Source organism: Streptomyces sp. NPDC004732 (genome assembly GCF_040609235.1).
GTDB lineage: Bacteria > Actinomycetota > Actinomycetes > Streptomycetales > Streptomycetaceae > Streptomyces.
The window spans coordinates 1-24754 of record NZ_JBEXJR010000027.1; the positions used below are offsets into that span (position 1 = coordinate 1).

The following is a 24754-nucleotide window of genomic DNA, read 5'->3' on the forward strand; positions in this document are numbered from 1 at the left end:
CCGCCAGCCGCGAATACACCAACCCCATCGAACACATGCGCGCCCTCAGCATCGACACCCCCCACATCAAACGCGACTGGATCCCCTCCTGACCCACCCGCCGCACTGTGGCCGCGCATACGCGTGGGGGCCGCCGACCAACAGGTCGGCGGCCCCCATTCACCTGCGAGCCCGCGGGGGAGCGGGGGCTCAGAGCATCTCGCTGCGGCCTGCCTTCAGCGCGGCCGCGGTGTCCACCACGCGGCGCGCCTGGTGCCGGGCGGCCTGCAGCGCCACGTCGCCGGGCGCACCCTCGGTGGCCACGTGCGAGGTGCCATACGGGTTGCCGGACTGGAACTGGATGGGGTCGGTGTAGCCGGGGGGCACGATGATGCCGCCCCAGTGGTAGAAGGTGTTCGACAGCGCCAGGATCGTCGACTCCTGCCCGCCGTGGGCGGTGTTGCTGGCCGTGAACGCGGAGAACACCTTCCCGGCGATCTTGCCCGCGAACCACAGCGGGCCGGTGGTGTCGATGAACGCCCGCAGCTGGCTGGCCGGGTTGCCGAACCGGCTCGGGGTGCCGAACAGGACCGCGTCCGCCCAGGACAGGTCGTCGTGGGTGGCTTCCTCGACATCGGTGGTGGCCGCCCGGTGCTCGACCCAGGCCGGGTTGGAGCTGATCGCCGCGTCCGGGGCGGTCTCGGCGACCTTGCGCAGCCGCACCTGGGCGCCGGACTTCTCCGCGCCCTCGGCCACCGCCTGAGCCAACGTGTGCACGTTGCCGGTCGCGCTGTAATAGATGATTGCAACGTTCACAGGTTCCACAGCTGTTTCCTTTTCTTTGCGTGCTCTATCAGGTGGTGCCAGGGGCGGGCCGCCCGAACGGGACGAGGCCGCACCCCTGTTGGGGATATTCGACCGGCAGTGGCCGGCCGGTGGAGCAGTCGGTGAAACGGTAAAACGGTAAAAGCGGAGAAAAAGATTGCGGGGCCCGGCCGGGCCGCCGCGGTCCGGTTCGCGGGGCGCCGCCGGCTGTGCTGCACCGTCGGCGGCCCCCGCCAACCGGAGCCTGCACGGCCCTGGTCAGCCGCAGGCGCCCCGGCTCCGGGGCGAGGCCTTGCTCCCCGGGCGCCCGCCGCATACGGCGGGCCCCGGCCCGGCTGGTGAGCCGCGGATCGAGATCAGATGCACGGGAATTCTCCTTCGCGGACGGTGTGCGGCTTCGAAGAGCCCGAAGCCGCAGCGGAGAGCGGGGATTCCGGCACCGGACAACCGGGGGATGGGGCCCGGGAGGAATTCGATCTCCAGCCATACGACGACGCAGCCCGTTGTAATGTGAGGTGACGCGCGCCACCCTCAGGGCGACGCCTGATCGAACTGGTGAAGGCAGGGCGCAGCCAAGGGAGTTGGCGACACCATGAGCATGCATCTGGAGCCGGAGGACAGCCGGCTCGAACCGGGCCTGCGGGCCGTTCTCAGCGAGCGCCGGCAGCTGATCAACCTCGCATACCGCTTCCTCGGCTCGCTGGCCGACGCCGAGGACGTGGTGCAGGAGACCTACGCCCGCTGGTACGCGATGTCCGAGGAGCAGCGCGACGCCGTCGCCTCGCCCGGCGGCTGGCTGACCACCGTGGCCAGCCGCGTCTGCCTGGACCTGCTCGGCTCGGCCCGGGCCCGGCGCGAGCGGTATGTGGGCGAGTGGATCCCCGAGCCGCTGCCCGACCGCATGGAGTGGATCAGCGGGCCCGCGGGCGGCACCGGCGACCCGGCCGACCGCATCACCCTGGACGAGTCGGTCAACATGGCCTTCCTCGTCGTGCTCGACGCGATGACCCCGGCCGAGCGGGTCGCGTTCATCCTCCACGACGTCTTCCACTACTCCTTCGCCGAAGTCGCCGAGATCGTCGGCCGCAGCCCGGCCGCCTGCCGCCAGCTGGCCTCCTCCGCGCGCCGCCGCATCAGCGCCGCCCGCCGCCTCCCGGCGGCCGCCACGGCCCAACGCGCCGACCTGGTCCGCGACTTCAAGCAGGCCTGGGAGGCCAAGGACATCGAGGCCCTCATCGGGCTCCTGGACCCCGACGCCACCACCATCGCCGACGGCGGCGGCCTGGTCAGCGCCCAGCTGCTGCCGGTCACCGGCGGCGAGCAGATCGCCCACGTCTTCGCCGACGTGCTGGGCCGGGCCCCGGACCTGACGATCCTGGAGCGCACCGTCAACGGCCAGCCCGGCCTGGTCGCCCAGCAGGACGGCGTCACCGTCTCGGTGCTGGCCTTCGACTTCGACGGCGACCGCATCAAGCACATCTGGGCGGTCCGCAACCCCGAGAAGCTGCGCCCCTGGACGGCGGGCTGACCCGCCCTCAGCACATCCGGCACGGCCCCGGCCCCGGCACCACGCCGGGGCCGGGGCCGTGCCGGGGCCGCGCTCAGCCCTGCGGCGGCGGGGCCAGACTGACCTTGTAGCTCTCCAGGTGGCTGATCGCGTCCCCGACGAAGGTGAACACGTCGCAGAAGAGGAACTCCGCCTTGGCGCCGGTGGGCAGCGGCAGCGCCGCCCGCCCGGTGGCCACCACGGTGTCGCCCTCCTCGATCAGCCGGTCGACGGTGATCTCCGGCCGCTGCACGACGCCCTGGGCCGCGACCCCGTCCTTGTTCTGCACCACGCCCCGCAGCGCGTCCTTGCCCTGCACCCGGATCTGGCCCAGGCTCTCCCACACCACGTCGTCGCTCACCAGGGACAGGACCAGCTCGTGGTCACCGCTGAGGACCCCCTCGCGGTACCGCTCCACGATCGCTTTGTGTTTGCTCATGCCATATGACTATTTGATACGGCTAGGAGAGCGCTGGAATCCTGCCAGAAGGTCCGCCCCGCCGGGGCAGGGTGACCTCACATTCCCACCGGCTGTCTCGTCGTAGGGATGACGGCAGATTCCGGCCAAGGGAGCAAGCGAGACGATGAGGACGCAGACCGCGCCAGAGGACGATCGGCTTGAGGCGGACCTGAGTACGGTCCTGAGCGAACGGCGTCAGCTGATCAACCTCGCGTACCGCTTCCTGGGCTCGCTGGCCGACGCCGAGGACGTCGTGCAGGAGGCCTACGCCCGCTGGTATGCCATGTCGCCCGCCCAGCGCGAGGCCGTCGCCTCGCCCGGCGGCTGGCTCACCACCGTGGCCAGCCGCATCTGCCTGGACCTGCTCGGCTCCGCCCGGGCCCGGCGCGAGCGGTACGTGGGCGAGTGGATCCCCGAGCCGCTGCCCGACCACTCCGAGTGGATCAGCGGCCGCTCGGTGGGCACCGCCGACCCGGCCGACCGGATCACCCTGGACGAGTCGGTCAACATGGCCTTCCTGGTCGTCCTGGAGTCCATGACCCCGGCCGAGCGCGTCGCGTTCATCCTCCACGACGTCTTTCGCTACTCCTTCGCCGAAGTGGCCGAAAGCGTCGGCCGCAGCCCGGCCGCCTGCCGCCAGCTGGCCTCCTCCGCGCGGCGCCGCCTGCGCAGCGCCCAGCAGCCCCCGGCCGCCGCCACGGCCCGGCGCGCCGACCTGGTCCGCGACTTCAAGCAGGCCTGGGAGGCCAAGGACATCGGCGCCCTCATCGGCCTCCTGGACCCCGACGCCACCGGGCTGGCCGACGGCGGCGGCCTGGTCAACGCCGCGCCCCCCACCGGCGGCAGCGAGCAGATCGCCCGCTACCTGGTCACCATCACCGCCAAGGCGCCCGCCATGACGATCCTGGAGCGCACCGTCAACGGCGAGCCCGGCCTGGTGGTCCAGCAGGGCGGCGTCACCGTCTCCGTGCTGGCCTTCGACTTCGCCGGCGACCGCATCAAGCACCTGTGGGCCGTGCGCAACCCCGAAAAGCTCCGCCCCTGGACCACCGGCTGACCCCTGCCCCCTGCTGCAAGGTGCGGGGAAACGGGCAGGTCACCGGGGTGACTGTCACATCCGCGCGGGCCATCTGGTCTCAGCTGTGTACGCACCAGCACGGCAGAGGAGCCCACCATGGACGCTCGCTTGAACCTCTTCGACAACCCCGTCTCGGCCAAGTTCCTGAAGTACCTGGCCGCGGCGGGCAAGGCGGCCGCGGACTCGGAGCTGCCCGCCTCGACACAGGAACTGGTGCGGCTGCGCGCCAGCCAGATCAACGGCTGCGGCTTCTGCATCGACATGCACACCAAGGAGGCCGCGCACGCCGGGGAGAGCGCGGTGCGCCTCAACCTGGTCGCGGCGTGGCGGGAGGCGACGGTCTTCACCGAGGCCGAGCGCGCCGCACTGGAGCTGGCCGAGCAGGGCACCCGGGTGGCCGACGCGGCCGGCGGCGTGAGCGATGAGGCATGGGCGAACGCCGCCCGCCACTACGACGAGGACCAGCTCGCCGCCCTGCTGTCCACCATCGCCCTGATCAACGCCTTCAACCGGCTCAACATCCTGGCCCAGCAGCCCGCCGGGCACTACCGGGTCGGCCAGTTCGCCTAGCCGCCCCCGCACCCGGGGGGGAGCGGGGGAGCGGGCGGCCGCCCGCGGCCGGCCCGGCCGCGGGCGGCCCCACCTCAGCTGATCTTCATGGTGGCCATCATGCCCATCGCCGAGTGGTCCAGCATGTGGCAGTGGTACACGTACGTGCCCCGGTAGCTGTCGAAGGTCGCCTGCAGCTTGACCGTCTCGCCCGGCGCGACGATCACGGTGTCCTTCAGCCCCGACTCATTGGGCGCCGGCGGCTTCCCGCCCCGCTCCAGCACCCGGAACTGCACCAGGTGCATGTGGAAGTTGTGCGGCACCCGGGGGTTGGCGTTGGTGACCGTCCACACCTCGCTGGCCCCGAAGCGGATGCTGGAGTCGACCCGCGCCGGGTCGTACATCTTGCCGTCGATGTACCCCTTGGGGTGTGCGACGCCCTCCTCCATCTTCAGCACGATGGTGCGCTCGTTGGTCGGCGTGGGCAGCGCCGGCAGGGACCGCAGCACCGTCGGCACCGAGCTGGTGTCCACGGCCGTGCGCACCACGTCGAACCGCATCACCTGGCCGACCTGCTCGGCGGAGCCGGCGAAGATGATGGTGTTCTCCAGCACCACCTTGTCGCCCACCTTGTAGCGGGAGAAGTCGACGACGACATCGACGCGCTCGCCCGGCGAGAGGGTGACCGAGTTGGTGGCGTACGGGCGGGGCAGCAGACCGCCGTCCGAACCGATCTGGACGATCTCGCTGCCGTCCGCCAGCCGCAGCCCCAGGAAACGCTGGTTGGACATGTTCGCCAGGCGCAGCCGGTACTTGCGGGCGGCGACCTGGAAATAGGGGTAGGGCGCCCCGTTCACCAGCAGCGTGGAGCGCTGCTGGTCGTCCATGACGTACACGAGCTGCCCGGCCGCGTCGAAGTGCGCGTCGCGGATGGCGACCACCACGTCGTACTCGCCCTTGGGCAGCGGCAGCTTGTCCTCGATGCTGTCGGTGAGCAGGTAACTGCCGTGCAGCCCGCGGTAGACGTTCTCCGACTCCATGTGGTGGGCGTGGTCGTGGTACCACAGCGAGGCGTGCGGCTGCTTGTTGGGATAGGTGTAAAGACGGTCCCCGCCCGGGGCGAGGGTGTCCATCGGGTCGCCGTCGTTGTCCTGGGTGACCGAGGCGCCGTGCAGGTGCGACGAGGTGGGCACGTCCAGCTCGTTGCGGTGGCGCACGACCACGGTGCGGCCGCTGCGCGCCTTGATGGTCGCGCCGGGGAAGTTCCCCTCGTAGGTGAGCAGATCGGTCTGGATGCCCGGCAGGATCTCCTTGCGGACCCGGCGCATCGCGACGTCGTAGTGGTCGGTGGTCGCGGTGCGGAAGGTGGGTCTGAGCACCGGCATCTGGGGCATGGGTACGGCGAACAGCTCGGGTATCGCGGTGGCCGCGGCCGGACTGGCCTTGGCGCGGTCCACGCCGAGCAGGGGGGTGAATGACGCCCCGGTGAGCCCTACGCCCGCGGCGGCGAGTCCTGTGCCGAGCAGACGGCGTCGGGTGACCATGGTGCCCTCCTCTGTACGTGAGTGAAATGGGGGCATCCGCCGGGGCAGCCGCGTGCGTGACAACGAGCGCGGCCGCGTCAAGCCGTGCGGTGCCAGCGGTAGTTCACCAGGGGCAGCTAGAGATTCACTCGGATCCGCTTTGTACCCACCCGCCCCCCACGGCGCTGCGGTGACAGGAGCCCCTCGCTCCGGTGACGCCGGGACGGCCGCGGGAGGGCGAAACGGAACAGCAAGCGGAACAGCAAGCGGAACAGCAGGGCCGGGACAGGAAGCGGTACAGCAGCGTGAGCAGGAAAGAAGGACGGCGTATGCCCATGACCGAGCCCGGCGCCCCCGCCCCGGTCTTCCTCGGCCCCGAACAGACCGGCGCCCCGGGCCGCGGACCGGTCAGCCTGGTGTGGTCGCTGGGCGGCGACGCCCGCGACCTGGACGCCGCCGTCGTCCGGCTGGCACCCGGCGCGGACCTGGGCGAGCCCGCCGGGAGCGGGCACGGCATCCTGCTCACCGTGCTGGCGGGCAGCGGCGAACTCCGCCTGCCCGACGCCCTGTTGCCGCTCGCCCCCGGCGCCCTGGCCTGGCTGCCCGCCCGCACCGCCCACACCCTGCGCGCCGGTGCGCAGGGCCTGACCTACACCACCGCCCACCGCCGCCCCGCCCCGGCCGCCCCCGCCGCCGGTGAGCCCGTCTGCCTGCTCGACCGGGTCTGCCCGCAGTGCGGCCGCCTGGCGGCCGACCGCGAGGCCCGCTTCTGCGCCCGCTGCGCCACACCACTGGAGGGGGCCGGGTGAGCCCTGCTCTTCTCATCTGACGCGCTCGGCCCCACAATCACCCCGGCGCCCGCGCGTGCCGCGGCGCCGTGCCGTGTCGTGCCGTGTCCGGTGTTGGGTGAGGAGGCCCTGGTGGCGATGGAGAAGCGTGCCCGGCGGTTGCTGCTCGGCTGGCTGTGCGTGCTCGCCGTGCTGCTGCCGGCCGCGCCCGCCGCGACGGCCCAGGCCCCCGCGCCCCGGCCCGTGGTGTTCGTGCACGGCTACAACGCCGACCCCGGCGTGTGGGGGTCCCTGCGGGCGGACTTCAAGGCCGCCGGATACGGCGACGGCGACCTCTTCTCCTGGGGCTACGACACCAGCCGGTCGGTCAACGAGGACCTCGCGGGCCAACTGGCCGCCTACGTCGCCGAGGTGCGCACCCGCACCGGCGCCGACCGCGTCGACCTGGTGGCGCACTCCTTCGGCAGCCTGGTCACCCGCTGGTATGTGAAGTTCGGCGGCGGCGCGCCCGCCGTCGCGCACTGGGTCTCGCTGGGCGGGCCCAACCACGGCACCACCACGGCCTGGGCCTGCGCCCTGTGGTCGCAGGCCTGCCGGGACATGACGCCGGGCTCCTACGTCACCGACCGGCTCGCCCAGGGCGACGAGACGCCCGGCCCGGTGGCGTACGCGACCTGGGCCTCGGCCTGCGACGAGGTCATCAACCCCGACGACAGCGTCCCGCTGGCCGGGGCGGCCAACCACGGCGCCGGGTGCCTGGCCCACAACGACCTGCTGGGCGACGACGCCGTCTCGCAGGGGGTACGGGCCTTCCTCGCCGCCCCCGCCCCCTGAGGCGTGCCGCCCGCCGCTCCTTATGCGGGTGCGGGCTCGAAGACCAGGATGAAGAACCGGGCGCCGGGCGAGCCCAGCGGCACGGCCGCGCACATGGTGACCTGCCCGGCCCGGGAGGGCAGATGCCGCGCGCAGCACCGCTCGGCGCCGCCCCGCGGGTCCGGCGGACCGGTCCAGGGCATGCGCACCGGGCGGGTGGCCCCGCTGGGCTGGACGTAAGTGACCGGGTCCGTGCGGTAGATGGGACCGGCCACCGGGTCGGCCTCCACCTCCTTGTCCAGCTCCTGCAGGTCGCTGTTGCCCGGATACAGGGCCACGGCCTTGCGCAGCTGGGCGGCCAGCGGCCGGGCCCACTGCGTCTCCCAGTCCATCAGGTGGTGCTCGCGCGCCGCCTCCCGCAGCAGCATGTAGCGCATCAGGTTCCGGTCCGGCAGGGCGGGCGGGGCCCCCGGGGCGCGCGGGAACATGGCGAGGAACGCCTCGTTGCAGGCCAGCACGTTCCAGGCGACGTCGTTGACGTAGCAGGGCCGGGTGACGCTGCGCACCGCCTCGTGCCAGGCGCCGTGGATGTCCTGCCCGGCCAGCGGGTCCTGCGGCCGGGGCGGCTCGTGGCCCAGCGCATAGACGTACAGCGCCGTCCGCTCGCCCTCCTCCAGGCGCAGGACGCTGCAGACCCGGTCCAGGAAGTCGGCGGCGGGGGAGGGCATTTCGCCCCGCTCCAGCTGGGCGTAGGTGCGCTCGGAGACGTACAGGAGCTGGGCGACCTGCGCCTGGGAGAGCCCCGGGGCGCGCCGCCCGCGGCCGGTGCGCGGGCGCAGCCCCACGGACGCGGGCTCCAGCCGGCTCCGCTTCCACCGCAGCAGCTGCCGCAGGGCGGCCTTATTGTCCACCGCTTGCCCTCCTGCCTGCCCCGCCCGCGGCCGGTCCGCTTACCGGCAGGGCTATTTCCTGAAATTCGGCCACAGGAAGAAATCCGTCCTGGCACCGGCCCCCGGGCGGCCCCCACAATGACGGCCTGGATCTCGCCGTACGGCGACCGACGCGGCATTCCCCGGCCGCCGGGGGGTGTTGACGTTGTCGCAGCGCGCTCGTCGCGCACCGGCGGCGCACCCCGGCCGTGCCCCCGCACGCCGCCGGTACGCCCTGGCCCTGAACCAGGCACCGCATCCGTTCTCCACTTTCCCCCAAGGCTCCGCGCGCGCCCCAACCGGCCCGGGAGCCACCCCTGTTCGTACTGAGCGGATCAGCTTGCAGGCCGCTCCTCGAGCGCCGCTGGAGGCGCCGTGCCGCGCGGCATCACGCGCGGCGCGCAGAGTACCCCGACACCTGCAGAGAGGTCACCCGTGTCCCGTTCCGTCCTCGTCACCGGCGGCAGCCGCGGCATCGGCCTGGCCACCGCCCGCGCCCTGCAGGCCGCGGGCGACCGCGTCGCCGTCACCTACCGCAGCGCCGCACCCCCCGAGGGGCTGCTCGCGATCCGCTGCGACGTCACCGACACCGCCCAGGTCGACGCCGCCTTCAAGGAGGCCGAACAGGCCCACGGACCCGTCGAGGTGCTGGTGTGCTGCGCGGGCATCACCCGGGACCAGCTGCTGATGCGGATGAGCGAGGACGACTTCACCGCCGTCCTGGACACCAACCTCACCGGCACCTTCCGGGCGGTCAAACGCGCCAGCCGGGCCATGCTGCGCGCCCGGGCCGGGCGCGTGGTGCTCGTCTCCTCGGCGGTGGCGCTGCGCGGCGAGGGCGGCCAGGCCAACTACGCCGCCTCCAAGGCCGCACTGGTCGGCTTCGCCCGCTCCATGGCCCGCGAACTGGGCTCCCGCAACATCACCTTCAACGTCGTCACGCCCGGCCTGACCGACACCGACATGATCAGGACGCTCAGCGACGAGCAGCGCGCGGGCATGGTCGGCCAGATCCCGCTGGGCCGCCTGGGTGCCCCCGAGGAGACGGCCGCCGCCATCGCCTTCCTCGCCTCGCCGCAGGCCGGGTACATCACCGGCGCGGTCCTGCCGGTGGACGGCGGCGCCGGGATGGGGCACTAGGGCGCCCCGCCGCCGCCCTCCACGGATGAATACGGGCATATGGGTACGGTCGGGGCAGCGGGACGCCGGATGCGGTCCGCCCGCTGTCCCGACCCCACCGCTGCTCCCTTTCCCTCGTCCTGCCCGTGTGCTGCCGCCGCGCCCTCACCCGGAGGGCTCCTCCGGCGCCGGGTCCTGGGACGGCGCGCCCGTCTCCCGGGCGCTGCCGCGCCGGCCGGTGCCTGCCTCGTCGGTGTCGGGCACGTCCGTGTCCGCCCCGTCGTCCGCGTCCGCCGCGGAGGGCTCGCTCCGGGCCGCCTCCCAGGGGTCGGGCGCGCCGTCGGCCTGCTGGTCGGGCGGGTCCCTGGGCACGGGCGCGCTGCCGTCCGCGCCGGGGGATGCCGGTACCTGTCCGCTCACGATGTCTCCTCTCGACCGCCGGGCCCCGGAATGCCTTGCCTTCGGCCCGGCCGGGCCGCCCGGAGCTGGGGGGCAGGTACCCGCGCAGGGCGGGACGACTCGTCCTGATCACCGTGGACCACCCGCGGCGGACCGGCGACACGGCGGCCCTGCGGCAGGCATGTCCCGCGCGATCGGGGACAACCGGGACCTATGAAGATCCTCCTCGTCCTCGTCGTCCTTGCCGTCGCCGCCGCCTGGTACCTGAAGTCCCACAAGCGCCGCTGAGCCCCGCTGAGCCCCGCCGGGCCGGGCGGGGCCGGGCGGGTTCAGTCCTGCCCGATGCGGAAGCCCACCCCGTGCACGGTGACGATCCACTCCCGCGAGCCGAGCTTGGCGCGCAGGCTGCTGACGTGGGTGTCCACGGTGCGCCGGGACCAGGAGCCCGCCCACACCTCCCGCATCAGCCGGTCGCGCGTGATGACCGTCCCGGGCTGCGCGGCCAGCAGGTGCAGCAGGTCGAACTCCTTGCGGGTCACCGCGATCCGGCGCCCGCCCAGGCGGACCTCGCGCAGCGCCGCGTCGATGCGCAGCGCCCCGATCGACAGGACGGGGGAGGGCGGGCGGGGTCGCACCCGGCGCATCACCGCCTCCATCCGGGCCTGCAGCTCCCGCAGCCCGCACGGCTTGACCAGATAGTCGTCGGCCCCGGCCCGCAGGCCCCGCACCACGTCCAGTTCGTCCCCGCGGGCGGTGAGCGCGAGGACCCCGGTGCGCCCCGAGGCGCCCAGTTGGCGGCACACCTGCAGCCCGTCCACGTCCGGCAGATCCAGGTCGAGCAGCGCCACATCGACGTCGATCGCCTCGTACGTCTCCAGCGCGGCGAAGCCGTCGCAGGCCTGCTCGACCTGGTGCCCGTACCGGCGCAGGGCCTCGGCCAGCGGCCGGGCGTCCTCGGCGCGCGCGTCCACGAGCAGGATCCGCCAGGCCGGGTGCGCCGGGTCCCCGGCACTGGCCCCGGGCAGCGGCAGCTCTCGCCGCGGCACCGCGCGGGCGCTGGTCACGTCGGCCGGCGCCAGGCTCATGGCTCGCCTCCCAAGCGAAACAGACGTCAAAGACGGTTACGGGACGTCGGCCACCGTAGGAAACGCCGTGCCAGCTCCGGGTCAGCGCACCCACAGCACAACCCCAACTCCCCGCAGGGAACGGGCAACTGCGGGCACGGGTTCGGGCAGGTGCCGGGCCGGCCGCCCGATGTGGGGCACCGGGAAATTGCTGCCGCGCAGCTTGTGCCCGGCCCCACAACCGCCCTGAGCCCCCCAGTGCGCCGGACACTGACCCCTACAGCCAGGGGGGGGCGCAATGCTGCCAGTCGAACTCGAACGCGAGCCACAGTGGGGCCGGTTGCAGGAGGCATGGCGACGCTGCACGGCCGGGCAGACGGCCGTCGTGCTCGTCGAGGGCGCGGCCGGGTGCGGCACCACCCAGCTGCTGCGCCGCCTGACCCGGCACGCCGCCGACAGCGGCGCGCACATCCTGCACGCCCAGCCCGCCCCCGGCGCCGCGCCGCCGCCGCACGGCGTGCTGCGCCGCCTCCTGCACGCCCTGCCCGCCGGCCTGCTGCCCCCGCACGCCGCGGCAGCGCGCTGCACCCCCGAGGAATTCGGCACCGCCGTGCGGACGCTGGCCGCCCGGGCGCCCGTCGTGGTGTGCGTGGACGATCTGCAGGACTGCGATGCGGCCTCGCTGGAGCATCTGGTGCACCTGAGCCGGAGCCCGCACCGCGCGCCGGTGCTGCTCGCCCTGGGGCAGATCCTTGGCGTCCGCGGGCCCCACGCGCCCGCGCCGGGCGCCCCGTTCCTGCACCACGAGGACTTCTGCCGGATCCGCGTGGACCGACTGAGCCCGCGCGGCACGGCCCTGGCCGCCGCCGCCGCGCCCGGCCCGGCCCCGGCGCTGCCTGCCGCCCGCCTGTACGAGCTGACCGGCGGCAGCCCGCTGTTGTGCAAGGCCCTGCTCGACGAGGAGGCGACGCCGCCCGGCGAGGGCGGCGGGCCGGAACGGCCCGCCCCGGACGGGCCGTTCCTGCAGGCGGCCGCCGCCTGCCTGCGGCGCAGCGGCCAGGCGGCGGGCCGCCTGGCCGAGGCCCTTGCGGTACTGGGCCAGGACGCGAGCGCCGAACGGGTCGCCCAGACGGCCGGGATCACCTCCCGGACGGCCGCCCACGCCCGCGACGTCCTGGACAAGGCGGGCCTGGTCACCCAGTGGCACCTGCGCCACCCCGCCGTCGCGGCCGCGGTCCTGGCGGCAGCAACTCCCCACGCCCGGTCCGCCCTGCACGCGCGGGCCGCGCGGGTCCTGCACGCCCACGGCGCCCCGGCGGCCACCACGGCCCGCCGCCTCCTGCTGGCCCACGGCCCCTTATACGGTGCCGCCCCGGGTCACCCCGGCAGGCCGGAGCCGGACGGCTGGGCGGTGGCGGTGCTCGCCGAGGCCGCGCGGCAGGCGTTGGTGGAGGACGACAGCGTCGGCGCGGTGGACTGTCTGCGGCTGGCCCGCCGGCTGAGCGCGCCCGGCACCGGCCGCCGGGCCCTGGACCTGCGGCTCGCGGAGCTGGTGCGCCGCACCGATCCCGCCCGGGCCGAACAGCACCTCGCCGAGCCCCTCCAGGCCCTGGACCGGGGCGAGTTGGGCTACGGCCAGGCCGCCCTGCTCGCCCGCACGCTGCTCGCCCAGGGCCGCATCGAGCAGGCCGGAGCGGCGCTGGAACACGCCGAGCGGCGGCGGGCGGCGGGCGACCGGGGCGAGGACCCACTACGCGACCTGCTCCCCCTCACCCCAGCCCACGCCGGGACCTCCGCCCGCACCGCTGCCCACGTCCATGCCGACGCCCGCGCCGCTGCCGCTGCCCGCACCGATGCCCGCGCTGACGCTCGTGCTGACACCCGAACCCGCGCCGATGCCCGCGCCCGCGCCGCTGCCCACGCCCGCGCCGCTGCCCACGCTGACACTCGCGCTGACGCCCACGTCCACGCCGAGGCCCGCGCCCGCGCTGACGCCCACGTCCACGCCGAGGCCCGCGCCCGCGCTGACGCCCCCGCCCGCACCGACACCGATGCCCGCGTCCGCACCGATACTTACGCCGACGCTGACACTCGTGCTGACGTCCGGGCCCGCACCGGCACCGATGCCCGCACCGGCACCGACACCGATGCCCGCACCCACGCTGACCCCCGCACCCACGCTGACACCCGCACCCGCGCCGACGCCCGCCCCCAAGCCCCCGCCGACGTCCACGCCGTACCCGCCCCGGACACCGCCCGCCTGCGCGCCGCCACCGCCGCCCTGTGGCCTCCCGCGCCCGCCGGGCGGGACGAAGCGGTCGTCGAACGTGTCCTGAAGGACACCCCGTTGACGCACCACACCCTCGACCTGGTGCTCCGCGAGATCCGCAGCCTCGTACACGCCGATCACAACGACCGGGCGCTCGTGTGGTGTCAGAAGCTGCAGGCCGAGGCGGACCGCCAGCGTGCCCCGGGCTGGTTCGCCGCCCTCGGGCTGCTGCACGCGCAGGCCCTGCTGCGCCTGGGCGATCCCCGAGGGGCCCGGCAGGCCGCGGCCGCGGCCGCCGAGGCCGTGGAGGAGCGCGGCGGGCTGCTGCGGTCCGCACTGACCGCGGTGGAGATCGCCGCGTACACGGCCACCGGGGAGTACGACGAGGCCGCCCGGCGGCTCGAACCGCCGCTGCCCGACGCGCTGTTCGACAGCGTGTACGCGCTCGACCAGCTGCGCGCCCGCGGCCACTACTACCTGGCCACCCACCGCCACACCGCCGCCCTCGCGGAGTTCCTCGACGCCGGCCAACTCGCCCGGCGCTGGGGTCTTGACCACCCCCGGCACCTGCCCTGGCGCAGCGACGCCGCCCGCGCCCTGGTGCACCTGGGCGAGCGCGAGCGGGCCGCGCGCCTCATCGCCGAGCAGGCGGACCTGCCCACCGGGCGCGACCCCCGCCCGCAGGGCGCCGCCCTGCGGCTGCGCGCCGCCCTGGCCCCCCTGGCCGAGCGGCCCGCGCTGCTCTCCCGCGCCCTGGAGGAACTGCGCCGCTGCGGCGACCGGCTGGAGCACGCACACGCCCTGGCCGACCTGGCCGACGCCCTGCAACTGGCCGGGGAGGGCAACCGGGCCGGGATCCTGGCCCGCCGGGCCTGGCACCTGGCGGCCGACTGCGGGGCCCTGGCGCTGTGCGAGCGCATCCTGCCGGGCCGCACCGACCTGCGAACGGCCCGCACCACGGGCCCCGGCCCCTCGCCCGCCGGGTCGGCCCGGCTCACCGCACCCGAGCAACGGGTCGCGGCGCTGGCCGCGTTCGGCTACACCAACCGGGAGATCTCGGCGAAGCTGTACGTCACCACCAGCACCATCGAGCAGCATCTGACCAAGATCTACCGCAAGCTGGGCATCAGCCGCCGCAGCCAGCTGCCGCCGGATCTGGAGTACGACGGGTCGTGAGCGGGCCCGCGGACCAGGCGCCGGGGCGGACCTCGGCCCAGGCGGGGTGGGGCGGTCCGGCCGCGTGCAGCCGGTCGAGCCAGCGCCGCGCATAGGCCTCCAGCCGGCGGTCGCCCAGGACGCCCGCCAGCGCCAGGCAGTGCTGGAAGTGGGGGCGGGCCGCGGCGCTGCCGGTGGTGTGCAGGGCGTGCAGGGCCAGGACGCGGCGGGCCTCGTAGCAGCCGCGGGTGTCCTCGGGCGTCTCGCGCAGCACGGGTGTGACCAGGCGGGCGGCGCTGGCGGCGGCCCCCGCCTCCAGGTGCAGGTCCGCCAGGCCCGCCAGGATGCGCCCGCGCTCGTGGGGGGCGGCGCCGCTGTCCGCGGCCCGCAGGGCACGCCGGTAGAAGTCGCGGGCGGCGGACGGGCGGTGGCGCTGCCAGGCCAGATCGCCCAGCGAGCGCAGCAGCCCCGCCGCCGCGCCCTGGTCGCCCAGGCGGTCCGCGGCGTCCAGGGCCAGGGTGTGGGTGTGCTGCCAGGCGTCCCAGGCGGCCGAGGTCTCCAGGAAGGCGGACATGGCGGCGGCCAGCCGGACGGTCTGGGCCCACAGGCCCGCCGCATGGGCCTGGCCGGTCAGGGCGGCCAGCGCGTCCCGGCGGTCGGCCGACCAGGCGGGCGCGGGCAGTTCGCCGTGCCCGGCGGGCCGTGCGGCCAGCGACCGGACGGCGGCCGCGCACAGGCGGGCCAGGGCAGCGCGCAGCGGGGCGCCGGGGCTCTCGGCCGCGCGCCGCTCGGCGGCCAGCAGCCGGGTCAGGGCGGGGAACTGGTGGCCGTGGCCTTGTGGCCCGGGCCCCAGCAGGCCCGCCCGGGTCAGGGAGTTCAGGGTGTGCTCGGCGGCCTCGGGCCGGATGCCCAGCACGGTGGCGGCGTCCTCGCGGGTGAAGGTCCCGGCGGGCAGCAGGCTCAGCAGCCGGGCCGCGCGCAGGTCGGCCTCGGGCGCCGCGTCGTACACCGCGCACAGCTGGCGGTGGCCCGCCTCGTCCAGGGCGTGCAGCTCGCCCAGGCGGGTGCTCTCCGGGCGCAGCCGGGTGGCCAGCAGGGCGGGGGAGTGGTGGGGGTGGGCGGCCAGGTGCCGGCCCAGGGCGCGCAGCGGCCCGGGGAAACGCCCGCACAGTGCAGCCAGTTCAGCCAGTTCGGAGTGCTCGGAGTGTTCGGCCGGGGGCTCGGCCGGTGCCGCCCGTCCGGTGTGCTCGGGGTCCGGGGCGGGGGCGCCGGGCGGCGGGGTGCCCGCGGCCGTCAGCAGCTGCCGGGCCTCCGGGGCGTCGAGCGCGTCCAGGGCCAGCGCGGGGCCCGGCAGGTCGGGCAGGGCGGGGCGGCAGGTGACCAGGAGCACGCTCTGCCCGACCAGCGGGGTCAGGGCCCGCAGCGGCCCGGCATCGGCCGCGTCGTCCAGGACCAGCAGGATCCGCCGCCCGTACGTCAACTGCCGCACCGCCTCGCGCAGTTCCTCGCCGGAGCGGGGCGCGGGCCCGGCGGCGCCCAGCGCGGCCAGGAGCTGGACCAGCACCTGCGTGCTCTCCAGCGGCCGGCCGTCGCCGCCGCGCAGCCGCACCAGCACCCGCCCGTCGGGAAACGCGGTCCGGGCCCGGTGCGCGGCGGCCACGGCCAGCGCGGTCTTGCCCGCCCCGGCCGGTCCGGAGATCTGCAGACAGCCGCCGCCGGGCCGGGCCAGCCACGCGCCGAGCCGCGCCAGCTCCGCGGCCCGCCCGGTGAACCCCCCGTCCGCGGCGGGCAGTTGCTCCACGGGCGCCGGGGCCGGGGCGGGCGCCGCGGCCGCGGCCCGCGGCAGGTCGGCGGCGGCCGGGCGGGCGGCGCCGGGGCGCAGCAGGGCCCGGTCGCCCGCCAGGACGCGGTGCTGCAGCCGCCGCAGCCGCAGGCCCGGCTCGATGGCCAGCTCCTGGACCAGGGTGTGCCGCAGCCGGCCGAACACGTCCAGGGCGTCCGCGGGCCGCCCCGCCCGGTACAGGGCCACCATCAGATGGGCGTGGAACTCCTCGTGCAGCGGCAACTCGGCGGCCAGCACCTGCAGTTCGCCCAGCAGCTCCTTGTGGTGGCCCAGCTGCAGCCCGGCCCGCATCCGCTGTTCCAGCGCGGCGATGCGCACCTCGTGCACCCGCACCGCCGCGGCGGCCAGCACGGCGCCGTGCGCGGTGTCCGGCAGCAGCGGGCCGCGCCACAGGGCCAGCGCCCGGCGCTGCAGCGCGGCGGCGGCCGCGTACTCGCCGCGGTCCAGCGCCTCCCGGCCGCTGTGGTGCAGCGTCTGGAAGGCGGCCAGGTCCAGCTGGGCGGGGTCGACCTGCAGCAGATAGCCCGGGGCGCGGGTCAGCAGCGCCGCCCCGCCGGACTCCGGCTCCACCTGCCGCAGGAGCTTGCGCAGCTGCGAGATGTAGACCTGCAGGGTGGTCAGCGCGGTGCGCGGCGGATGCTCGCCCCACAGCTCGTCGACGAGGGTGTCCACCGACACCACCTCACCCGCCCGTACCAGGAGGGTCGCCAGCACACCGCGGACCTTGGCCGCGCCCGGCGTCACCGGGTGGCCGTCGGCCGCGCGGCGCACCTCCAGTGGTCCCAGCACCCTGAACCGCATCCGCCCCCCGCCCCCTTGCCCGCCCGGCGCGGGACGCCCGGCCCGGCGGGGGGCCACCGTAGCCGGGCCGGGCCCCCCGGCATCGGACGCCGGTGCCCCTGTCCGCCCGCCGGGAGCCCCCTGACCCCGGGCGCGGCAGCCGACGCGGGCGTGCCGTGCCGCAGGGCGCCCCCAACCTCCACAAGCCTCCCTTTAGCCGAACTGGGCAGGGTACGGAACGTCACCACCAAAGTGCCCGGCCCCGGCCGGGCAGCTCCGCGGGGGCCGGTGGGCCGTGGGCCGGCCGACGGGCACGCCGCGGCCCCGGTGGCGCCCGCGACCCGGGGGCGCGCACGTGGCACCGGGCAGGGCCGCCCGCCCCGGCCCGCCGCCCGCCTCTGCTGCCTCCCGCCGCAGCCGGGATCCGAGGAGTTCACCGAAGGAGACACCGGCCCATGACCACACCGCCGCGGCCCTCGCCCGCCCAACGGCTGCACGCCCTGCACACGGACGGCCGGCTGGCCGCCCGCTGGCCCGAGGTGGCCCCGCTGCTCGCCGAGGCCACCGACCCCGGCGGCCGCGACAGCGCCGAGGTCCTGGAGGAACTGCTGGCCTGCGGCCGGATCCTGGCGGCCGTGGACCCGGCCGAGATCCTCGCCCGCCACCCGGGCACGCCCCTGGCCACGATCACCCTCACCGGCCACGCCGCCCTGCCCGACCTCGGCGGCCCGCTCGCCGCCGAACTGGCCCGGCACGGCATGCCGCTGCGCCTGGTCACCGGCGAGCGCGGCGCCTATCTGCGCGACCTGGGCGATCCCGGCGGGCAACTCACCCACGTACGCGCCGATCTGACGCTGTGTCTGCTGGATGCCGGTGCCGTCTTCGACGAGCTGGGCGTGCCCTGGAGCCTGGAGGACGCCGAACCGGCCTGCGCCCGGCTGGCCGCCCGGCTGCGGGCGCTGGCCGCGGCCCACGCGCAGCACGGGCAGGGCACCCTCGTCCTGAACACGCTGCCGCTGCTGCGCCACCACACCCACCAGCTCACCGACGAGCGCCAGCGCACCCAGCTCTCGGCGATCTGGCGCGACCTCAACGCCGGGCTGCTGCGGCTCGCGGCCACCCATCCCCGGCTCGCCGCCGTGGACCTGGACCCGCTCATCGCCGAGACCGGCCCGGCCCGCGACGCCCGCACGGCCGCCCGGACCGGCACGCCCTTCACCGACGCGCTGGTGGCCGCCTACGCCCGCGAGGTCGGCCACCTGCTGCGCGCGCGCCGCGGCCCGGCCCGCACCTGCCTCGTCCTGGACGGCGCCCTGTGGGCCGGACTGCTCGACGAGCCGACGGGCGGCCCCGGCCCCGGCGGTGCTCCCCACGCCGCGCTGCACTCCACCCTGCGCCAGCTCGCCGCCCAGGGCGTCCTGCTCGCCGTCACCGGCCGGGGCGAGCAGGGGCCGGACCGCCAACTCCCGCCCGCGCGGCCGGACCTGCACCCGGACGGGGGCGAGCCCGCTGCCACCGAGGCGGGTGCGCGGCCCCGGGACGCCGGTGTGCGCGAGGTCGCGCGGCGGCTGGGCATCGACATGGCCGGTCTGGTCCTCGCCGACCCCTGCGAGAACGCCTGCGCCCGGGTCCGCGACCGCCTGCCCGCCGTCGCCGTCATTCCCCTGGGCGCCGACCCGGCCCTGCACGTCGAACGGCTGCTGCAGGACGGCTGGTTCACCGCCCCACTGCCCGCCCCGCCGGGCCCCACCGGCGCACGCCGCGCCCCCGAGGGCCCGGAGGCACCAACCGGCAGCCCCCGCCCGGCCACACCCGCCCGGCCCCGCCCGCCGCGCACCACCACGTCCCGCCCGTACGAGGCAACGCTCCCCACCCTCCGCCCGGTTCGCCCCGCCCCGGCCGACGGCTGAGCGACCGGCCACCGGCCCGTCCGGTGGGCCCCGTCCCCGCGGCCGCCGGGCTGTGCGCCTTCGCCCGCGCGGCACCGCGTCCCGCCCCAGGTAGCAACGCCGCACGTCCACCGCCCGGTTCGCCCCGCCCTGGCCACTGGCCTGCCCGCCGGGCCCCGTCCCTGCGGCTGCCGGGCCGTGTGCCCTCGCCCTGCGCGGCACCGCGTCCCGCCCCCCAGGTGGCAACGCTCCACGTCCACCGCCCGGTTCGCCCGGCCCCGGCCGACGGCTGAGCGAGCGCCACCGGCCCGCCCGCCGGACCCCGCCCCCGCGCCCGCCGGGCTGTGCGCCCTCGCCCCGCGCACCGCCACGTCCCGCCCCCAGGTGGCAATGCTCCACGTCCTGCGCCCGGTTCGCCCTGCCCTGGTCACCGGCTTGCCCGCTGGACCCCGCCTCCGCGGCCGCTGGGCTGTGCGCCCTCGCCCGACGCAGCACCGCGTCCCGCCCTCATGTGGCAATGCTCCACGTCCACCGCCCGGTTCGCCCCGCCCTGACCACCGGCCGCCCGCCGGGCCTCGTCCCCATGGCCGCCGGGCCGTGCGCCCTCGCCCCGCGCAGCACCGCGTCCCGCCCCCCCAGGTGGCAACGCTCCCCGCCCTCCGCCCGGTTCGCCCCGCCCCGGCCACCGGCCTGCCCGCCGGACCCCGTCCCCGCGCCCGCCGGGCCGGGCGCCGTCAGAAGTCCTCCACCACCGTGACGACCGCCTCCAGGACGGCCCGGCCCGTCTGTGCCAGCGTCAGGGTGACGGGCACCTGGCGGCGGCCCTGGGCGTCGCGGTCGCACGGCCCGGCCACCGCCGCGCACCGCATCGGTGCCGCGGGCTCCGCGTAGCCGCGGAAGTGGACCTCCAGCGAGGACAGGGCGCAGCGGTCCGGGGCGAACCGGTGGCTGCGCCCGGCGCACAGCAGGGCCGTCTGGCGCAGCGCCTCCAGCTGCACGGCGGCCGGTACATGGCCGTGCTCGGTGACGCGGGGCAGCGGCCAGTGCGCCGGGGGGCGGATGCCCGCCGACAGCCGCCCGTGGGCCGCCTCGGACGGTGCGTGCACCAGGACGTTGCCCGGGGCGGCGCGCCCCACCTCGGCCGGGTCCACCGAGGGCGGGTCGGCCGAGGGCGGGTCCTCTGCCGTCCGCCCGGCGCCGCCGGTCGCGGCCGGTTCCCGCGGCGGTGAAGTGCGGCCGCGAGCCTGGTGGTTGCGGTACACCACGGGGGGCAGGAAGACGACGTTGGCGGTGCCCGCCCCGCACGGCCTGTCGTCGAGCTGCAGATCGGTGCGGAACTCCAGGGCGCGGGGCACCCCGTCGATGACCTTGTCGGGGCGCACCCGCAGGAGTGTGGTCAGCAGCGCGGGGGAGCCGGTGCCGGTGTCGCGCCAGGCGGCGATGTCGGGGGTGCGCACGGCGAAGCGGTAGAAGACGCCGGTGCGGTTGGCCGGCACCCCGAACAGGCTCTGGCCCAGGAGCTCGCCGATCTCGCGGACCATCTCGGCGCCCGCCTGCAGATCGTGGAAGCGCCGCGGCCCGTCGCCGAACACCGGGTGGCCGCGCGGCAGTTCCCCGGTGAGGGCGAACTCCGCCTCGCCGCCCGCCGGTCCTGCCGCGTCCGGAGGCTCCCACGACGGCGTCCGCTGGACCAGGCGCAGCGTGCCGTGTTCCCGCCCCGGTGCACCGGCCGGCCGGTCCTGGTCGTCGCGCACGCGCTCACCCCCTCCCGCGGCCCCGGGGCGGCGCGCTGCCACGTCGCCCCTCCCGTGGCGACAGCGTCGCCTCGCGCGACCGGACAGAGCCAGGAAGATCAGCTGGCAGCAAGCTGTACGGCATCAAGTCCCCGCCCCCGCCGGGCCCGTGGCGCCGCTCTGGGCATCGCCGGGGTGCGGCCGGCCGACGGCCTCGTCCAGCGCCCCCGACAGGGCCACGTTCACCCCCGCCTGGAAGCGGCTGGTGGCATCCAGGTCGTCCATGATCTCGGCGATGTGGCGGCGGCAGGTGCGCACCGACATGCCCAGGCGGCGGGCGACCATCTCGTCCTTGTAGCCCTGGGCCATCAGCTTGATGATGGACCGCTGCACGTCATCGGTGATCGCGGTGTTCTCCTCCGCGTCCGGCTCGAAGACCGTCCCCCTGGCCCACTGCTGGTCGTAGAGCTTGCACAGGAACGCCACCAGGGTGGGTTCGCGCACGACGATGGCCCCCGGGCGCCGGTCCAGCTCGCCCTGCTCGGGCAGGAACACGATCTCCCGGTCATAGATGATCATCCGGTCGATCAGCTGGTCGGTGGTGCGCACCTCGGCTCCGGCCGCACTCACCTCGCGGATGTAGGCCGTCGAGGCCGGGTCGTTGCGGACGGTGTGCTGGTAGAGATGCTCGACCCGGATGCCGCGCGCGAGCCGCTCCAGGGTGCGCCGGCGGGCGCCTTCGAGCAGGTGCGGGGGGCGGGGGCCGCCGGGCTGGACGGTCAGGGCCTGCGTCTGGCAGCGCGCCCCGAAGTCCTCGATCATGACTTCCAGGACACTGATGTTGGTGATGACGTCGAAGGCCTCCATGCGATTGCGGCTTCTGCGGCTCTCGAAGTACACCGGCAGCAGGGACAGCAGGCTGCTGCGCGTACCGGAGACCGACTGCTGCAGTTCCCTGATCCGCTGTTCGGCGGGGCCGACCAGATCCGCGGCCGCGGCGTCCGGGCTCGCCGGGGCCAGCGTGTCCCCGTCCCCCGGCACGGGGTGGAGCAGCCGCAGGTCAAGCAGGGTGCGCGAGATCCGCGCGGTCTCCTCCTGCGTCAGCCCGAGGGCGGCCGCGATGGCCTGGGGCGCGTACTGGCCCGCCTGCACCGCGGTGCGGTAGGCCGCGATGGCCCGTTCGTCCAATTCATGGAGACGGGGTTCAGAAGGGGAACATTCAGACATAGCCGTAACAGCCCCCGTCGGAAAGAGAATTAGTTGCCATGCAACTTTACGCCACTGGCTGAGTCATAGCCGAGAATGGCCGGTGTGTGCAGACTGGTCGGCGGCCGGACAACTCAGCATCGACTTGGGGGATAGTCATGAGGATTTCCGGAATGCGGAGAGAGGTTGTTGGGGTGCTCGTGGCCATCGGCGTTTTGGGGGTGCCGGCCGCGGGGGCCGCACACGCCCACACCGCGCCCGGTGGCACCGTCGCCGCGGTATCGGCGCAGGAGACGGCACAGGCGGTCGGGCCCGGGGACGACGGATGGGGCTGACCTCGCGCTGATGTCTGCGGACGACTGAAGGGGCAGGCCACCGGAGTACGCGGTGGCCTGCCCCCTTCGTCTGCGCCACGGAACCCGGGGCCGCCGCGGGGGTGCGGGTCCTACGTTTCTCCCGTCCGCGCCGACCGGTGGTCCAGCGATAATCCACTGGTTCTCGAGTGCGGGGATGCGCTGCCGGTGCCCATGGGCGGCGGGTGCGGGCGTCGGGTGTTTGCCGTGTATTCCGCTCCCCGGAATGAGGCATTCTTCTCCGGTGTTCAACCGGGGCCCCAAATGATCAGTCAACTGCTTCTTTCGGGAGGTAATAACCGACGGCCGCCGGGATTTTCCGCAGAGTGCGGCGGAAAGCATTCCGGATAGCGTCCCGTGGCGGCCGCCCAACGAAATGGCAGAGCCCTGCCGTGCCCGGCATGACCAGCGCCTTCACCGCAGGACCGGGCCGCTTTCCCCGGCCCGGCCGGCCGCGCCGCACCGTTCCGTGTGCGCCGCCGCGCCGCGCACGGCGCGCGCCGTGGTGCGGTGGCCGGAAGCTGCCGTTGTCTCCCCGGCGCCGCCACCGCGCGCCTTCCGCGCCCGCGCCTCCCGCGCCCGCCGCCGTCAAAGCCCCCGCGGCCCCTTCCGCCGCGCCGCCTCACCGCCTTGCCGTCTCGCCGTCGCGCGCGGGTGCGTCCGCCCGCTCAGGCCAGCCGGGCCGGTGCCTGCGCCGCGGCCTCCAGCGCCACCGGCCTGCCGCCCTCGGGCACCAGGACGACCGGGTCGGGGCCCGGCCGCACCACCTCACCGACCACGGCCGCCTCGCGCCCGCACGGATGCGCCCGCACCGCGGCGAGCAGCGCGTCGGCGGCCTCGGCGGCGACCACCACGAGCACGCAGCCGGCGGTCGCCGCGTGCACCGGCTCGACGCCGAGCGCGTCCAGGGCGACCCGCGCCTCGTACTGCACCGGCAGCGCCGCCTCCCAGATGCGCAGCCCCTGGCCCGTCTCGTCCGCGTACGCCCCCAGCGCGGCCGCGAGCCCGCCGCGGCCCACGGTGCGCACCGCCCGCAGCGCGCTGTGGTGCACCGCGCCGCGCGCCCGGTCGAGCAGCCCGGTCAGCGGGACGCAGCCGCCCGGGATCACGCTCTCGTGGCCCAAGCGGGCCCGTACCGACAGGACATGGGCGCCGAAACCGCCGAGCGGGGCGCTGACCACGAGCCGGTCGCCCGCCCCGGCCGGCACCGCCCGCGCGGCGGGGGAGCGGCGCACGCCGATCCCCGTGGTGTGCAGGTAGAGCTGGTCGGCCTCGCCCGCCCGCACCACCCGCGCGTCGACGTCCACGACGCGCACCCCGGCGGCCTGCGCCGCCGCCCGTACGGAGTCCGCCACCTGCCGCACCCGCCCCAGCGCGAGCCCCGCCTCCACGACCGCCGACAGCGACAGCCCCACCGGCACCGCACCGGCCGCCGCCAGCTCGTTGACGGTCCGGCACACCGCGGCGTGGCCGATGTCGCCGTCGCCGTAGAAGGGCGGATCCACGACATGGGCCCCCGACCACACCACCGGCACCCCGCCCTCCAGCGCCGGGCACGGCCCGTACACCTCACCGAGCGCCTCGCGCAGAAACAGCCGCAGGCTGCCCGCTCCGCCCGCACGGTCGTCGGCGAGCCGCACCTGGGCCGTCCGGCTCCGGGCCGCGGCTGAGGTTGAGGTTGAGGTCGAGGTTGAGGTTGAGGTTGAGGCTGAGATTGAGGTCGAGGTCAAAAGGGTCACCTCTCTACTCCTACGGGGCCCCGGCTCCTGCGGCAGGGGCACGGCCGCCCCGGTGGGGTGAGGGCGGCGCGGACAGGGGGAGGGGCGGGGCATCCCGGGGGCGGGCCGCCGGGGATGATCCGGCGCCCGCGTGATGCCGGGCCGGTCGGGGCGCGGGCCCCGGCCCATCGCGCGGGCGCGGCCAAGCAGGGCGCGACGGGCCGGTCCCACGGGCTGGTCCGACGGGGCGTCGCGCCCCGCTGCGGGCGGTCGCCCGCCCGGGTACCGGCGCGTCCGGCACCCGTACGCCAAGGACCGCCACGGCACGTCACCGTCTCCGGCGCCACGCCCGAGCAGACCCGGAACCGGGGGAGTCACGGACCTCTTCCACGGTGTCCCCGGCGCGCGGCCGCGCACCGAGGGTCTCGCTGTCATCGAGCCCGTCACCGACGGGGCGCCGGTTGGGGCGGGCGGCCGGCGGGGCCGGGGAGCTGCGGGCCGTCCCCTCCGACGGCGGGCAGGTGCGGTCGCACGCCAAGGACCTTGCCGCCATCGAGCCCGTCACCGACGGGCGGACGGCCTGGCCGGGGCGCTGCGGGCCGTCCTGTCCGGCGGCGGACAGGCGTGGCCGCACGCCGAGGGTCTCGCTGTCATCGAGCCCGTCACTGACGGGATGCCGGTTGGGGCGGGCGGATGGCGGGGCCGGGGTGCTGCGGGCCGTTCTGTCCGGCGGCGG

Annotated in this window: 19 protein-coding genes; 9 read left to right on the plus strand and 10 right to left on the minus strand. The window is 75.8% G+C overall.

Annotation, left to right across the window (positions count from 1 at the left end; translation table 11 throughout):
- The coding region (locus ABZV77_RS41925; protein WP_356250083.1) for a PhzA/PhzB family protein at positions 1 to 92 on the plus strand (92 nt) is incomplete at its 5' end.
- Positions 93 to 189: 97 nt separating this feature from the next.
- Here ABZV77_RS41925 and wrbA read toward each other — a convergent pair.
- A complete protein-coding gene (gene wrbA / locus ABZV77_RS41930) occupies positions 190 to 804 on the minus strand; it encodes an NAD(P)H:quinone oxidoreductase (protein ID WP_356268546.1) in 615 nt (204 codons plus the stop codon).
- A 592-nt stretch (positions 805 to 1396) separates the two neighbouring features.
- Here wrbA and sigJ (ABZV77_RS41935) point away from each other — a divergent pair.
- Positions 1397 to 2332, plus strand: a complete 936-nt coding sequence (sigJ, locus tag ABZV77_RS41935) for an RNA polymerase sigma factor SigJ (RefSeq protein ID WP_356268548.1) — start codon at positions 1397 to 1399, stop codon at positions 2330 to 2332.
- Positions 2333 to 2405: 73 nt separating this feature from the next.
- On the opposite strand, the gene ABZV77_RS41940 is transcribed toward sigJ (ABZV77_RS41935), so the two are convergent.
- Positions 2406 to 2789, minus strand: a complete 384-nt coding sequence (locus ABZV77_RS41940) for a nuclear transport factor 2 family protein (RefSeq protein WP_356268550.1) — start codon at positions 2787 to 2789, stop codon at positions 2406 to 2408.
- A 145-nt stretch (positions 2790 to 2934) separates the two neighbouring features.
- Here ABZV77_RS41940 and sigJ (ABZV77_RS41945) point away from each other — a divergent pair, with 145 nt between their 5' ends.
- Complete coding sequence (gene sigJ / locus ABZV77_RS41945) at positions 2935 to 3867, plus strand: RNA polymerase sigma factor SigJ (protein ID WP_356268552.1); 933 nt, start codon at positions 2935 to 2937, stop codon at positions 3865 to 3867.
- Positions 3868 to 3984: 117 nt separating this feature from the next.
- Positions 3985 to 4458 carry a carboxymuconolactone decarboxylase family protein gene (locus ABZV77_RS41950; protein WP_055569372.1) on the plus strand — a complete coding sequence of 158 codons (474 nt, stop codon included), beginning with the start codon at positions 3985 to 3987 and terminating at the stop codon, positions 4456 to 4458.
- A 74-nt stretch (positions 4459 to 4532) separates the two neighbouring features.
- Here the strand turns inward: ABZV77_RS41950 and ABZV77_RS41955 are convergent, their stop codons facing one another.
- Positions 4533 to 5981, minus strand: coding sequence for a multicopper oxidase domain-containing protein (locus tag ABZV77_RS41955; RefSeq protein ID WP_356268554.1), 1449 nt, complete (start codon positions 5979 to 5981; stop codon positions 4533 to 4535).
- Between the two features lie 308 nt (positions 5982 to 6289).
- Between ABZV77_RS41955 and ABZV77_RS41960 the strand changes: the two genes are divergently transcribed.
- Together ABZV77_RS41960 and ABZV77_RS41965 are read left to right on the plus strand one after the other, a co-directional pair.
- A complete protein-coding gene (locus tag ABZV77_RS41960) occupies positions 6290 to 6769 on the plus strand; it encodes a hypothetical protein (protein WP_356268556.1) in 480 nt (159 codons plus the stop codon).
- Positions 6770 to 6886: 117 nt separating this feature from the next.
- Positions 6887 to 7582: a triacylglycerol lipase gene (locus ABZV77_RS41965; RefSeq protein WP_356268603.1), complete on the plus strand. Its 696-nt coding sequence runs from the start codon at positions 6887 to 6889 to the stop codon at positions 7580 to 7582.
- A 20-nt stretch (positions 7583 to 7602) separates the two neighbouring features.
- On the opposite strand, the gene ABZV77_RS41970 is transcribed toward ABZV77_RS41965, so the two are convergent.
- A complete protein-coding gene (locus ABZV77_RS41970; RefSeq protein ID WP_356268558.1) occupies positions 7603 to 8472 on the minus strand; it encodes a helix-turn-helix domain-containing protein in 870 nt (289 codons plus the stop codon).
- A 453-nt stretch (positions 8473 to 8925) separates the two neighbouring features.
- Here ABZV77_RS41970 and fabG point away from each other — a divergent pair, with 453 nt between their 5' ends.
- Positions 8926 to 9630 carry a 3-oxoacyl-ACP reductase FabG gene (gene fabG, locus ABZV77_RS41975; protein ID WP_356268560.1) on the plus strand — a complete coding sequence of 235 codons (705 nt, stop codon included), beginning with the start codon at positions 8926 to 8928 and terminating at the stop codon, positions 9628 to 9630.
- A gap of 144 nt (positions 9631 to 9774) precedes the next feature.
- Here the strand turns inward: fabG and ABZV77_RS41980 are convergent, their stop codons facing one another.
- Together ABZV77_RS41980 and ABZV77_RS41985 are read right to left on the minus strand one after the other, a co-directional pair.
- Entirely contained in the window at positions 9775 to 10029 is a 255-nt protein-coding gene (locus ABZV77_RS41980; protein ID WP_356268562.1) for a hypothetical protein, read from the minus strand.
- Positions 10030 to 10337: 308 nt separating this feature from the next.
- Positions 10338 to 11093, minus strand: coding sequence for a response regulator transcription factor (locus tag ABZV77_RS41985; protein WP_356268564.1), 756 nt, complete (start codon positions 11091 to 11093; stop codon positions 10338 to 10340).
- A 277-nt stretch (positions 11094 to 11370) separates the two neighbouring features.
- Here ABZV77_RS41985 and ABZV77_RS41990 point away from each other — a divergent pair, with 277 nt between their 5' ends.
- Positions 11371 to 14517 carry a LuxR family transcriptional regulator gene (locus tag ABZV77_RS41990; RefSeq protein ID WP_356268566.1) on the plus strand — a complete coding sequence of 1049 codons (3147 nt, stop codon included), beginning with the start codon at positions 11371 to 11373 and terminating at the stop codon, positions 14515 to 14517.
- Here ABZV77_RS41990 and ABZV77_RS41995 read toward each other — a convergent pair.
- Positions 14468 to 17140, minus strand: a complete 2673-nt coding sequence (locus ABZV77_RS41995) for an AfsR/SARP family transcriptional regulator (protein ID WP_356268568.1) — start codon at positions 17138 to 17140, stop codon at positions 14468 to 14470. The two genes, ABZV77_RS41990 and ABZV77_RS41995, sit on opposite strands and share 50 nt — an antisense overlap.
- Positions 17141 to 17574: 434 nt before the next feature.
- Between ABZV77_RS41995 and ABZV77_RS42000 the strand changes: the two genes are divergently transcribed.
- Positions 17575 to 19029: a methoxymalonyl-ACP biosynthesis protein FkbH gene (locus ABZV77_RS42000; RefSeq protein ID WP_356268570.1), complete on the plus strand. Its 1455-nt coding sequence runs from the start codon at positions 17575 to 17577 to the stop codon at positions 19027 to 19029.
- A 713-nt stretch (positions 19030 to 19742) separates the two neighbouring features.
- Here the strand turns inward: ABZV77_RS42000 and ABZV77_RS42005 are convergent.
- The 3 genes from ABZV77_RS42005 to ABZV77_RS42015 all read right to left on the minus strand — a co-directional run bounded on the left by ABZV77_RS42005 (position 19743) and on the right by ABZV77_RS42015 (position 23940).
- A complete protein-coding gene (locus tag ABZV77_RS42005; protein ID WP_356268572.1) occupies positions 19743 to 20762 on the minus strand; it encodes an AfsA-related hotdog domain-containing protein in 1020 nt (339 codons plus the stop codon).
- Between the two features lie 123 nt (positions 20763 to 20885).
- The gene (locus ABZV77_RS42010; protein ID WP_356268574.1) at positions 20886 to 21929 is read right to left on the minus strand and encodes a helix-turn-helix transcriptional regulator; all 1044 of its coding nucleotides are present in this window, start codon (positions 21927 to 21929) and stop codon (positions 20886 to 20888) included.
- Positions 21930 to 22968: 1039 nt separating this feature from the next.
- Positions 22969 to 23940, minus strand: coding sequence for an AIR synthase-related protein (locus ABZV77_RS42015; RefSeq protein WP_356268576.1), 972 nt, complete (start codon positions 23938 to 23940; stop codon positions 22969 to 22971).
- Positions 23941 to 24754: the final 814 nt, after the last annotated feature.